This window comes from Krasilnikovia sp. MM14-A1004 (genome assembly GCF_047159485.1).
Taxonomy (GTDB): Bacteria; Actinomycetota; Actinomycetes; order Mycobacteriales; family Micromonosporaceae; genus Actinoplanes.
In genome coordinates, this window is record NZ_AP038773.1 from 5498168 (window position 1) to 5509767 (window position 11600).

The window sequence follows — 11600 nt, forward strand, 5'->3', positions numbered from 1 at the left end:
GTCAGCGCGCCAGAGCCGCCACGTTGCGCAGCAGCAGCGCCTCGGCGAGGCACACCCGGGCGAACTCGCCCAAATGCAGGCTCTCGTTGGGGCCGTGCGCCGCCGAATGCGGATCCTCGACACCGGTCACCAGGATCGCGGCGCCGGGGAAGAGCTCCTGGAACGTGGCGATGAACGGGATCGAGCCGCCCATCCCCATGTCGACCGGTTCGGCGCCGTCCCACGCGGTGCGGAAGGCGGCGCGGGCCGCGTCGTAGGCGGGGCCGGTCGCGTCGATCACGCACGGCGCGCCGTCGCTCTCCAGCGTCACCCGGACCCGGGCGCCCCACGGCACGTACTTCTCCAGGTGGGACCGGACCGCCGCGTACACGGACTGGGGATCGTCGCCGGGCGCCACCCGGATGCTCAGCTTCGCCTTGGCGGACGGGACCAGCGCGTTCGCCGCGACCGCGGTACCCGGCGCGTCGATCCCGAGGACGGCGATCGACGGTTTGGTCCAGATCCGGTCGGTGATCGTGCCATGCCCGATCAGCCGGACCCCGTCGACGATGCCGGCCTCGTGCCGGAAGCGATCCTCGGGGTAGTCGACGGGCGCGCCCTCGCGGCCCACCAGGCCGTCGACCGCGACTTCACCGTCGTCGTCGTGCAGGGTGGCGATGAGCCGCGCCAGCACGGTCAGGGCGTCCGGCACCGGACCACCGAACATGCCACTGTGTACGGCATTGGCCAGCGTTCGCACCTCGACGAAGCAGTTGACCAGGCCGCGCAGGGAGGTCGTGAGCGCCGGAACGCCGACGTCCCAGTTGGCGGAGTCCGCGATCACGATCACGTCGGAACGAAGCGTGTCCCGGTGCGTGGCAAGCAGCTCGTCGAGGGTTTCGGAGCCGTACTCCTCCTCACCCTCCACGAACACCACGACACCCACGGGCAGGTCGCCCCCGAACGCCCGCAGGGCCGCGACGTGCGCCATCACGCCCGCCTTGTCGTCGGCGGCGCCGCGGCCGTACAGCCGGCCGTCGCGTTCCACCGGCTCGAACGGGTCGCTGTGCCACAGGGCCGGGTCGCCGACGGGCTGCACGTCGTGGTGCGCGTAGAGCAGGACGGTCGGGGCGCCCGGCGGGGCGGCCTTGCGGCCGATCACGGCGGGCTGGCCCGCGCCACGCACGATCTGCACCTCGAGGCCGCATCCGCGCAGCAGCTCAGCGACGGCCTCGCCGGACCGCTCGACGTGACTGTGGTCGAACCCGTCGAAGGCGATGCCGGGGATGCGGACCAGCCGCTCCAGGTCGGCACGGACTCCGGGCATCTCCCGCGCGATAGCGGCGCGAAGATCGTCCTCAGTAAGGCTCATGCCCGAATGCTATGCCGCGGGCGTGCCGCCGGGGAGACGCCCACCCCGTGTCAGCTCCGCGGCCGTCCAATGGCTTCCGTCCCGGTGCCCGGTGCCAGCTTCGCGGCCGTCGGCTTCCGTCCCCCTGCCCAGCGTCAGCTCCGCGGCCGTCCACCGGCTTAGCCCCCTGCCCGGTGTCGGGCCGGTGGTCGTTCTCGGGCTCAGTTCGCTGGTGGTTGCTGGGCCTGGTCACCACCACGGGCCCGGCCGGCGGCGGCCGCCCACGAGCGGGCCATACCCGCTGCCGATCCGGCCAGGTCGGCGGCCCCGTCGCCCAGCTTGCGCAGCAGCCCGACCAGTGGATCCTCGGAGGTGTTGAACGCCTCCCGGTACGAGTCCGCGGCGGCCTTGACGTCCGCGGTGACCGAGGCGTCGCCGTCGTCGTCGCGGCGCGGGTACTCCCCGGACAGAATCCGCGCGTAGGCACCCGAGTCGATCCACCGACGCAGCTCCGCGGCGCGCGCCACGGGCACCGGGTGGGTGCTCCACGCGGTCATGCCGATCTTGTGGATGCTGTCGCGCAGGTCCCCGCCACCCGCGTACTCGGCGGCCTGCTCCAGGAACGCCGCCGTGTCGATCTGCGACAGGTCCCCACCCCCGGCCAGCTTCATCAACAGCCGCAGCGACGCCGCCGGATCCTGCCCCGCCAGCAGCCCCGCCCGGTCCGCGGACAACTCCGCCTTGCGCCACCATTCGTACATCGCGGCCATGATGCCGCGCAGCGCGAGAGCGCCGACCGGCAGCCAGGACAGCCCGGCCGTCCAGCGCGTGAGGATCATCATGATCGTCCGGTACACCGCGTGACCGCTGCGGACGTGTCCCAGCTCGTGCCCGAGCATGGCGCGCAGCTCGTCGTCGTCGAGCCGCTCCACCGCGGCCGTGGTGATCACCACGAAGGGGCGGTCCATGCCGATGGCCTGGCCGTTGATGATCGGGGACTGGTGCACGTACAGCTCGGGCAGCTCGGTGACGTCGAGGACGCTGGCCGCCTCGGTGAACCGCTGGTAGACCCGCGGATACTGCCGGTGGTCGACGCGGATCGCGCCGGCCAGGTACGACAGCCGGAAACCGCGCTCGTTCCACATCCCGAAGAAGGTCTTCACCAGGTCGTCGAAGCCGCGCAGCTCGCGCAGCGCGGTGAGCGCGCCGCGGTCGGCGGGGTGCTCCCACGCCCGCGAACTGATCCCGGTCAAGGTGACCCGGCGTCGCACGGGACGGCTCTCGTCCTCGGTCGTCATCGTCAACCCCGCTCTCGCCGTTGGAGACAACCCACTACCCGTGACCACCAGGGTGGCTCAGTCCGGCGCGGGCCGCCAGACCTGGTGGAACTCCACGTCCGTGCCCTCGGCGGCGCCGTCCACCACCACATCGGCGCAGGCCGCGGTGGTCTCGGCGGCGAAGTGCCGCCGCTCGGCCGCGCGCCACTGCTCAAGGTACGACCGGAAGGCAACGTCGTCGCCGTCCCGGTCGAGCACCCTGGCCCACCGGAGGCGGTCCGGCGCCGTCACGAACACCGCCAGGCTCAACCGCGACCGGACCGCCGCGCGAGCCGACGACACACCTTCCAGAAGTACGGCCGGGCTCGGCTCCACCGTCACCGGCGGGCCGCCGAACGCGCCGCGATCCCACTGGTAGCACTCGTAGGTCGCCGGACGCCCCGCCCGCAGCGGCGCCAGCACCAGCCGTTCCAGGCGATCCCAGAACGCGAACTGGTCCGCCCAGCCGTCGAGCAGGTCGTCGGTGTGGACGACCGGGGCATCCAGGGCCCCGGCGAGCCGCTGCGCGAACCTGGTCTTACCCGCGCCGCTCGGCCCGTCGACCGCCACGAGCCGCACGGACCCCAGCCGGGGCGGCGTCGCCAGGATCCGCGCCGCGAGGTCGGTGAAGCGTTCCGACGTGCGCTTCTCCCGTGGCGTCCGGTCAGGCACCACCGGGTGCTCCCGGCGGAATGAACGGCAGGTCGGCTGGCGGGCCGCCCTCGATCAGGCGCCACAGTGCGGCGGTGTCGAGGTGCTCCTCGACCAGGTCTCCGAGCCGGTCGAGGGCGCGTTCGCGGATCGCGTCGTACCGGGTGTCGGGGGCGACGGTGAAGCCGTGCCGGCCGGCCTGGCGGGCGGCTTCGGTGAGGAAGCGACGGCGGAACTCGTCGGATTCGAAGGCGCCGTGCCAGTGGGTCCCGCAGACCGTTCCGGCGACGGCGCCTTCGGGGGTCCCGTCGGCGTAGCGCAGCAGCGGCTCCGGGGCGCCGGACGACACGAGGCCGTGGTGGATCTCGTACCCCTGGACGGGTACCGCGCCGAAGGCGGTGCCGACGGACCGCACCAGAGTCTTACGGGGGCTGAACGTGATGCCCACGGGCAGCAGCCCGAGGCCGTCGACCCTGCCCCGCCCGCTCTCCACCTCGTCATGGATCGTCTCGGCCAGCATCTGGAACCCGCCGCAGATGCCGACCACCGGCTTGCCGGCAGCGGCGTGTGCGCGGACTGAGTCGGCGAGGCCGGTCGCGCGCAGCCAGGCGAGGTCGCTGACCGTCGCCTTCGAGCCCGGGATCACCACGAGGTCGGCGTCGGCGATCTCGGCGGGTTCGATCGTCAGGCGGACCTGCACGCCCGGCTCGGCGGCCAGCGCCTCGGCGTCGGTGGCGTTGGAGATACGCGGCAGCCGGATGACGGCGACACGTAGCCACTGGGTGCCGTGCGGCGGGCCGGGGCGGCCGAGCACCCGCCCGTACGCCAGTGAGTCCTCCGCGTCGAGCCAGATGTCGAGGTCGAACGGCAGCACCCCGTGCACCGGGCGGCCGGTGGCCCGCGTGATCATGTCCAGACCCGGCCGGAGCAGGCCCGGGTCGCCGCGGAACTTGTTGATCACGAAGCCGCTGATCAACGCCTGGTCCCGGGGGTCCAGCAGGGCCACGGTGCCGAACAGCGCCGCGAACACCCCACCCCGGTCGATGTCGCCGACGACGATCGTGGGCAGCCCGGCCTGCCGGGCCAGTCCCATGTTCACGAAGTCGCCGTCCCGCAAGTTGATCTCGGCGGGGCTGCCCGCGCCCTCGCAGACCACGGCGTCGAACTCGGACCGCAATTGCGCCAGGGTGGCGTGGGCCGTCCCGGCCAGCCGGGGCCGCAACCGGCGGTAGTCGGACGCGCTGACGGTGTCGACCGCCTCCCCGAGCAGCACCACCTGACTGGACATGTCGCTACCCGGCTTGAGCAGCACCGGGTTGAACCTGATGTCCGGCGCCAGCCCGCAGGCCGCGGCCTGCATGGCCTGGGCGCGGCCGATCTCGCCGCCGCGGCCGTCGGGCCCGACCACCACGACCGAGTTGTTCGACATGTTCTGCGCCTTGAACGGGGCCACCTTCACGCCCTGCCGGTGCAGCCACCGGCAGATACCGGCGGTCAGGACGCTCTTGCCCGCATCCGACGTCGTTCCGGCGACCAGCAGACCCCCGCTCATCGCGCACCGCCGCCCGAACGGGCCCCGAACAGACCACCCGCTCGGGACCGGGCCAGGGCAGCACCCGCGGCCAGCAGCACGGCGGCCGTACCCACCGCACCGGAAAGCCGCGCCGCCCCCCGCACGTGGACCGCCGACGGCCGAGGGCCGTCGCCCAAGAATGGCCGGGATTCGGTACGCCCGAAGTACACGTTGCGCCCGCCGAGGCGTACGCCCAGCGCCCCCGCCGTCGCCGCCTCGCACTGGCCGGCGTTGGGGCTCGGATGGTCGTTCCGGTCCCGGCGCCACACTCGCAACGCCTCGCCGACTCGGCCCCCGACCAGCGGCGCCGCCGCCACGGTGAGCGCGCCGGTGAGCCGGGACGGCAGCAGATTGAGCGCGTCGTCGAGGCGCGCGGCCGGGGCACCGAACCGGGCGTACCGGGTGGAGCGGTGCCCGACCATCGCATCCAGCGTGTTGGCGGCGCGGTAGCCGAGCAGTCCGGGCAGCCCGGCCAGCGCGCCCCAGAGCAGTGGCGCCACCACCGCGTCCGAGGTGTTCTCCGCGACCGATTCGACCGTCGCGCGGGCGAGCTCCGGGGCGTCGAGGGCGGACGGGTCGCGTCCGCACAGGTGGTTGAGCCGACCACGGGCGGCCACCACGTCGCGGTGTTCGAGGTGTCCGGCCATGACCGCCGCTTCCCGCCGCAGGGTGCGCCCACCCAGCACGGCCCAGGTGGCGGTCGCCACCAACGCCGCGCGGGCCACCGGATGCCGGCGGGTCAGCGCGGCCACGCCCGCACCCGCGAGCACGGGCACCCCTACTGCGGCCGCCGTGAACGCGGCTCCTGCCCGCCGGCGCGGCGCGTACAGGCGGCGCTCCAGGGCGGTGGCGGCCTGACCGAAACCGGCGACGGGGTGGAACCGCCGCGGATCACCGAACGCCGCATCCAGCGCGTATCCCATCAGCAGACCGACCGCATCGGCCGACGTTGCCCCGTGCCGCACTGTCGCTCACCTCCGCGGGAACTCTAGCCAGCCGGTCGGACCTTTTCGGTGTGGTGCCGCCGTTCCGGGGCCTGAGGGGAAGTCGACCCCGGAACGGCGGCGGTTGGGGGGTGTGGATCAGGCAGGTGCGGGCTGGCGCCGCCGCGAGCGACGGGTGCCGGCCCGCCCGGCACCCCCGTCCTGGTCCGGCAGGGCCTCGACCGCGATCTCGATCTCGTCGGCCTCGGTGGGTTCCGCATCGAATCCCGGGCCCGGGTCCAGCCGGTCGAGCGCGGTGCCGGGCCCCAGACCGTCGGGCAGCTCGGCCAGCGGGTCGAACCCGGCGGACGCGGACCCGGCGAGGTCGAGGAACGCCGCGTCGTCGTCGAGGATGCCGTCGCCGTAGTGAACCGGCGCTTCGTGCTCCGGCACCAGCTCCGCGGCCTCGCCACGAACATGGCCGTCCGCCTCCGGGCCCGTCACGACGGAGGTGCCCGGCACCGGGCGGTTGCGCTGGAACCGGCTCCGCCCCCGGGCCAGGTCATGACCCACGGCGACGGCCTCCATCTCGTACGTGGTCCGCTGGTTGCCCTCGCTGTCGGTCCAGTCCCGGGTGTAGAGCCGGCCGGCGACGATCACCGGGTCGCCCACGGCGATCGACGCGGCCACGCCCTCGGCGAGCCGCCGCCAGCAGGTGACCCGTACGCGGAGGTTGTTGCCGTCGACCCAGCGCCCGCTGTCCCGGTCGAGGCGGCGCGCCGTCGAGGCCACCCGAAAGTTGGCGACCAGGGAATTGGTGTTGCTGGTGCGACGCCACTCTGGGGCGGTGAGCACGTTGCCCACCACGACGATGTTTGTGTCGAACACTGCTTCTCCTTACCGCTCGGATGTGTCAGGAGCGTCCCGCGGGACGTGCGGCGCCCGCTCGGGAAAGTGCGCCGGGCTGTGGACAGGGGCGCTGTGTGGATCGGCACTGGAACTTGAGCCGTTCTGGTATGGACCGGCGGGGGGTACTGACGGGTAACCTGACGGGGTGGAAACGGACGTGCTCGGCCTGCCGTACGAGCGGCACACCATCGACCTGGGCAGCGACGACGAAGGCCCCGTGGTGGCCACGCTCGTCCGCCGACGCGCGGAGACGCCCTCGCGGCGCGCCATCCTGTACGTCCACGGCTTCGTGGACTACTTCTTCCAGACTCACCTGGCCGACTTCTTCGTCGAGCGCGGCTGGGACTTCTACGCCCTCGACCTGCGCAAATACGGCCGGAGCCTGCTCGAGCACCAGACGCCGAACTTCTGCCGCAGCCTCACGGAGTACTACCCCGAGCTGGACGAATCCGCCCGGATCATCCGCGAGGTCGACGGACACGACCAGATGCTGGTCATCGGCCACTCCACCGGCGGCCTGACCACCTCCCTGTGGGCCCACTCCCGCCAGGGTCGGGGCATCGTCGACGGCCTGTTCCTGAACAGCCCGTTCTTCGACTTCAACGTGCCGTGGCTGCTGCGCCGCCCCCTCATGAGCGTCGCCGTCGGCGCGAACAAACGCCGACCGTACGGCGTGATGCCCGTCCCCGGGCTCGGCCTGTACGGCCAGAGCATCCACAGCGACCACCGTGGCGAGTGGACTTACGACCTGGCCTGGAAGCCCCTGCTCGGCTTCCCCGTCCGGTACGGCTGGCTCGACGCCATCCGCCGTGGCCAGCGCAAGCTCCGCTCCGGCCTGGCCATCGACGCGCCCGTACTCGTCGCATGCTCCACCCGGACGTTCCGCGGCCGGGTCTGGAGTGAGGACGCCCGGGTGACCGACGCGGTGCTGGACGTGGAGCACATCGCCCGCTGGGCCCCCCAGCTGGGATCCAGGGTCACGATCGCCCGCATCGACGGCGGCCTGCACGACCTCACGCTCTCCGGCAAGGACGTGCGCGCGGAGGTCTTCCGCGAGCTGGGCCGCTGGGTGGACGGGTTCCTGCCGCCGCCGGGCGCGCCGGAGATCAAGGTGCCGCCGGCGCCCGAGGACACGGCGGAGCCGGAGGTCGACGCACCCACGGCGTGACATCCGGTTCGTCACCAGCGCCGGGGGACCTTACTATGTGCAGGCCAGCGCTCGTAGCTCAGCGGATAGAGCAACGGACTTCTAATCCGTCGGTCGCAGGTTCGAATCCTGCCGGGCGCGCCCAGCTCAACACCCCCGACCCCTGCCACCTCGATGCGCAGCAATACATGACGCGAAACCGCCGAGGGTTCGTGCGCGGGGTCACACTGCCCCCGAATCGCTCAGCCATGCGGTTCCCATCCCGATAGGGCAGCGGCAACGCGGCTGGGGGTGGATTCGTTGGAGGGCACCGCGCCCGGCGCCGGGGAACTGTCGGCCGCCTTGCTGGCGCTCGAGGAACAGGTCATCGTCAAGGTGGAGGCCGGCTACGCCGCCGCCGTGGAACTCGAACGGCAGACCACCGCCATGGGCGACGAGACGCTGATCGCCCGCGCCCGCCTCGTTCACGCCAACATGCTCACCCGGACCGGCGAGCTGGCGAAAGCCACCCGGCAGGTCCAGGAGATCCACGAATGGGCTCTCCAGCGCGGCGACCGCCGGTTGCAGGCGCGTACCCATCTGTCGTGGGCGTACATCAAACGGCTGACGGGCGACACTGCCGAGCGCCTGGAGCATGCGCTGAGCGCCGTCGAACTGCTCGACGAGGACGCCACCCCGTACATGCAGGTCTGGCACCGGTGCACGCTTGCCGATGCGCTGGCCGACAACGGGGACATGGAAGCGGCGCGACCGCGTTTCCGCCAGGCCGAGACCACGGCCCGGGAACTGCGTCAGTGGATGCAGCTGACCATGGTGCTCAACAATTGGGCCGTTTCCGAGTACGAGAACGGCGACTTCCCCCGGGCCCGGCAGGTCGCCGACCGAATGCTGGAACATGCCGCGGAACACGGCTTCGACCTGGAGCCCGCGCAGCTGGACACGATCGGCGCCATCCAGATCGAGAACGGCGAGTACGCCCGGGCCGAGCGGACCATGCTGGCCTGCGTCGCCCGGCACGATGCCGGGGAGAGCGACCACGCCAGTCAACTGGCCGAGTACCTGCTGAATCTGGCCCGCGCCCAGCGTGGCCTCGACGCCACCAGCCGGGCCCAGGCGAGCTTGGACGCCGCCCGCGAACTCTGCCTCGAACGTCAGCTGCACCGGCTCTTGATCCGGGTGCACCAGGAACAGGCCGAACTCCATGCCGCCCGCGCCGAGTACGCCGAGGCGTTCGCCGCCCAGAAGGTGTTCGTGGCAGCCAACGAGAGCCTGCGCGCGCGGCAGGAGCAGGCGAAGGCGCTGACCCGCCAGACCCAGTTCGAGGCCGCCGAGGCCCGCGAGGAAGCCCAGCAATTCCGGGAAGAGGCCCGCCGCGATCCGCTGACCGGCCTGCGGAACCGCCGCTTCGTCGACGAGGAACTACCCGCACTGATCGCCGGCGATCCCGACCTGACCGTGGCGATCGCGGACATCGACCACTTCAAACAGATCAACGACCGGCTCTCGCACGATGCCGGGGACCAGGTGCTGATGCGGGTCGCCGAGCTGCTGGAGACCACGCTGACCGCGCTGACCCCGGCGGGGTTCGTCGCCCGGCTCGGCGGCGAGGAGTTCCTGCTGGTGCTGCCCGCCACGCCGGTCGCCCTGGCAGCCCGGCAGCTCGACGGGATCCGGCAGGCGATCAACGATTTCGACTGGCACGACGTGTCGAGCGGCTTCCCGGTCACGGTCAGTATCGGCGTTGCCGGGGTCGGCGGGACTTCTCCGCGCAGCCAGTCCACCGCTGTCGCCAGCGCTGACCGTAACCTTTACGCCGCCAAGCAGGCCGGGCGCAACCGGGTCGTGGCCGATGGGGAGCCCGAGCCCGCCGCAGCGTCAACCACGGTTACGGCATACTCCTGACCTCGCGCTGACAGCCTGCCGCCGGGGCGGGCCCTGACCCGCATTCCCGCGGCATCGCGATGGCGTCAGCCGGCCTGTCGCTTTTCGCGGGCGAGCCGTTTACGTTCGCGCTGGTCGCGGGTGTACTGCTTGCGCCGTTCCAGGTCGTGTAGCCATTGCTGGCGTGTGGTCGGGTCGGCGCCGTGCACGGCATTACCGGTCTGCGCGGGCCCGATCAGGGACCGGAAGAACCAGTCGTCGAAGGTGTTGTGCCACCACACGCCGAACCGGCCTCGTTCGATGCCTCGCTTGTCCCTGGGCATGCCCATCCTCCTGCTAACCTCGCCCCACAACATTGGTGCGCAAATATTTGGTGCCCCAACTATCGCAGACTATCTGCTACCCGGAGAAGGTGCACACGATGAGTGACGTGCGCGACACCAGCAACCCGCTCGCGCTGGAGCAGCAGGTGTGCTTCGCCCTGTCGGTGGCCGCACGCAGCGTGGTGGCGATCTACCGCCCGCTCCTGGAGCCCATGGGGCTGACCCATCCGCAGTACCTGGTGATGCTGGCGTTGTGGCAGTACGCCCCGCTGTCGGTCCGGCGGCTCAGCGAATTGCTGCAGCTCGACCCCGGCACCCTGTCTCCACTTCTCAAACGTCTCGAAGCGATCGGTTACCTGCGCCGCGAACGGGATCCAGGCGATGAACGCAGCCTCGCCATCACTCTCACCCCCAGCGGCCAGACCCTCCGCCAGCAGGCAGAGGCGATTCCGCCAGCAGTGATCGACCGCCTGGGCCTACCGGTCGACGAACTGCTGGACATCCACTCGGCCCTCACCCGTGTCATCGACGCCACCCGACCAAGACAAGGTTCGCCGACGTCCGACACCGACCGTCCCTGACGAGATTCGGCAAGGTCGGGCGGCCGCAGCGACGGGGCTCCGCGGCGAGATCCGCCGGAGATCGCCACCCGCGAGGCAGTCTCCGGAAGGCAGGCCATCGCGGGACAACGGACACCGATGTTAAGTAGACTTGACGTAAAGGAAACTTGACACCATCATGGTCGCATGACGACATTGACCGGGAACCACAGGCACATCGCGGACCGCATCGCGAGGTCGATTCTCGACCTCCACGGCGACATGTACGGCGACGAGCGCGAACGCTCGCACTGGTACGAGGGCATCGCCACCGCCGCCGGCATTCAGTGGTTGACCGTGCCGTGGGCGTGCGCCCTGATGGTGTGGATCGGTGGACGGCCCGCCGTGGCGCCTCTGACGGTGGCGCTCGTGGCGATGTACCTGCCGATGGCCGTGTGCACGGCATACCTGCACCGGCGTCGAGTCGATACCGCCCCACGAACCTGGTCGCGGAAACGCATCCTGTGGACGGTGCTGTACGCCCTGCCCTCCCTACTGTTCACCGTCGGCGCCGTGGCGCCCTTCGCGGACGACTCCCGTCCGCTGCGTTTCGCCGTCGTGGGAGGAATCATCGGTGCGGTTCTGGCCGGAGCCTGGCTCGCGCTGCTCACGTACCGGCGTCGGCGCCGGGAAGCCACAGTGCTGCCGGACGCCGACTGATGGCGGCCACCGGAGGCCCGGTGCGGGCCGCCGACGCCGACGGCCGGGCGGGCCACCGCATTCGCGCCGCGCGCACGACGGCGGGTCTCACCCAGCAGGGTCTCGCCACTGCCGTGCAGGTCAGCAGGCAGACCGTCATCGCCATGGAGCGCGGGGACTACGCGCCGTCGGTCTACCTCGCGCTCAAAGTCGCCGGAGCGCTCGGCGTAACGGTCGAAGCGTTATGGGGCGAGTCAGCGTCCTGACGGACGGCCGCCACGGGGCCGCACCAGCGCCGGCCCGGACAGT

The 11600-nt window shown here is 71.6% G+C and carries 12 protein-coding genes and 1 tRNA gene; 6 read left to right on the forward strand and 7 right to left on the reverse strand.

What is annotated here, in order from left to right; genetic code table 11:
• Position 1: 1 nt before the first annotated feature.
• From ACMCNN_RS23530 to ssb, 6 genes are all read right to left on the reverse strand, one after another.
• The gene (locus ACMCNN_RS23530; RefSeq protein WP_412742677.1) at positions 2-1351 is read right to left on the reverse strand and encodes a dipeptidase; all 1350 of its coding nucleotides are present in this window, start codon (positions 1349-1351) and stop codon (positions 2-4) included.
• Positions 1352-1551: 200 nt separating this feature from the next.
• Entirely contained in the window at positions 1552-2628 is a 1077-nt protein-coding gene (locus ACMCNN_RS23535) for a M48 family metallopeptidase (RefSeq protein ID WP_412742678.1), read from the reverse strand.
• A 57-nt stretch (positions 2629-2685) separates the two neighbouring features.
• The gene (locus ACMCNN_RS23540; RefSeq protein WP_412742679.1) at positions 2686-3321 is read right to left on the reverse strand and encodes a uridine kinase; all 636 of its coding nucleotides are present in this window, start codon (positions 3319-3321) and stop codon (positions 2686-2688) included.
• Positions 3311-4849: a cobyric acid synthase gene (locus ACMCNN_RS23545; RefSeq protein ID WP_412742680.1), complete on the reverse strand. Its 1539-nt coding sequence runs from the start codon at positions 4847-4849 to the stop codon at positions 3311-3313. The genes ACMCNN_RS23540 and ACMCNN_RS23545 overlap by 11 nt, the downstream gene beginning before the upstream one ends.
• On the reverse strand, positions 4846-5793 hold the full coding sequence (locus ACMCNN_RS23550) for a cobalamin biosynthesis protein (RefSeq protein WP_412747255.1): 948 nt from the start codon (positions 5791-5793) through the stop codon (positions 4846-4848). The genes ACMCNN_RS23545 and ACMCNN_RS23550 overlap by 4 nt, the downstream gene beginning before the upstream one ends.
• 159 nt (positions 5794-5952) lie before the next feature.
• Positions 5953-6681, reverse strand: coding sequence for a single-stranded DNA-binding protein (gene ssb, locus ACMCNN_RS23555; protein WP_412742681.1), 729 nt, complete (start codon positions 6679-6681; stop codon positions 5953-5955).
• A gap of 166 nt (positions 6682-6847) precedes the next feature.
• Between ssb and ACMCNN_RS23560 the strand changes: the two genes are divergently transcribed.
• From ACMCNN_RS23560 to ACMCNN_RS23570, 3 genes are all read left to right on the forward strand, one after another.
• On the forward strand, positions 6848-7870 hold the full coding sequence (locus tag ACMCNN_RS23560) for an alpha/beta hydrolase (RefSeq protein WP_412742682.1): 1023 nt from the start codon (positions 6848-6850) through the stop codon (positions 7868-7870).
• 47 nt (positions 7871-7917) lie between these two features.
• Positions 7918-7990, forward strand: a tRNA-Arg gene (locus tag ACMCNN_RS23565).
• Positions 7991-8140: 150 nt separating this feature from the next.
• Positions 8141-9751 (forward strand): diguanylate cyclase, encoded by a 1611-nt coding sequence (locus tag ACMCNN_RS23570; RefSeq protein WP_412742683.1) that lies wholly within the window; start codon positions 8141-8143, stop codon positions 9749-9751.
• A 65-nt stretch (positions 9752-9816) separates the two neighbouring features.
• Here ACMCNN_RS23570 and ACMCNN_RS23575 read toward each other — a convergent pair whose 3' ends face one another.
• A complete protein-coding gene (locus ACMCNN_RS23575; protein WP_412742684.1) occupies positions 9817-10053 on the reverse strand; it encodes a hypothetical protein in 237 nt (78 codons plus the stop codon).
• Between the two features lie 98 nt (positions 10054-10151).
• Here ACMCNN_RS23575 and ACMCNN_RS23580 point away from each other — a divergent pair, with 98 nt between their 5' ends.
• The 3 genes from ACMCNN_RS23580 (at position 10152) to ACMCNN_RS23590 (ending at position 11557) form a co-directional block, all read left to right on the forward strand.
• Positions 10152-10634 carry a MarR family winged helix-turn-helix transcriptional regulator gene (locus ACMCNN_RS23580; RefSeq protein WP_412742685.1) on the forward strand — a complete coding sequence of 161 codons (483 nt, stop codon included), beginning with the start codon at positions 10152-10154 and terminating at the stop codon, positions 10632-10634.
• A 165-nt stretch (positions 10635-10799) separates the two neighbouring features.
• Positions 10800-11312, forward strand: coding sequence for a hypothetical protein (locus ACMCNN_RS23585; protein ID WP_412742686.1), 513 nt, complete (start codon positions 10800-10802; stop codon positions 11310-11312).
• Between the two features lie 20 nt (positions 11313-11332).
• Complete coding sequence (locus ACMCNN_RS23590; protein WP_412742687.1) at positions 11333-11557, forward strand: helix-turn-helix transcriptional regulator; 225 nt, start codon at positions 11333-11335, stop codon at positions 11555-11557.
• Positions 11558-11600 lie beyond the last annotated feature (43 nt).

Excerpts from the sequence above, each read along its gene's own strand:
- ACMCNN_RS23530 (WP_412742677.1), bottom strand. The coding sequence starts at position 1,351 with ATGAGCCTTACTGAGGACGATCTTCGCGCCGCTATCGCGCGGGAGATG.
- ACMCNN_RS23535 (WP_412742678.1), bottom strand. The coding sequence starts at position 2,628 with ATGACGACCGAGGACGAGAGCCGTCCCGTGCGACGCCGGGTCACCTTG.
- ACMCNN_RS23545 (WP_412742680.1), bottom strand. The coding sequence starts at position 4,849 with ATGAGCGGGGGTCTGCTGGTCGCCGGAACGACGTCGGATGCGGGCAAG.
- ACMCNN_RS23550 (WP_412747255.1), bottom strand. The coding sequence starts at position 5,793 with ATGGGATACGCGCTGGATGCGGCGTTCGGTGATCCGCGGCGGTTCCAC.
- ACMCNN_RS23575 (WP_412742684.1), bottom strand. The coding sequence starts at position 10,053 with ATGCCCAGGGACAAGCGAGGCATCGAACGAGGCCGGTTCGGCGTGTGG.
- ACMCNN_RS23580 (WP_412742685.1), top strand. The coding sequence starts at position 10,152 with ATGAGTGACGTGCGCGACACCAGCAACCCGCTCGCGCTGGAGCAGCAG.
- ACMCNN_RS23585 (WP_412742686.1), top strand. The coding sequence starts at position 10,800 with ATGACGACATTGACCGGGAACCACAGGCACATCGCGGACCGCATCGCG.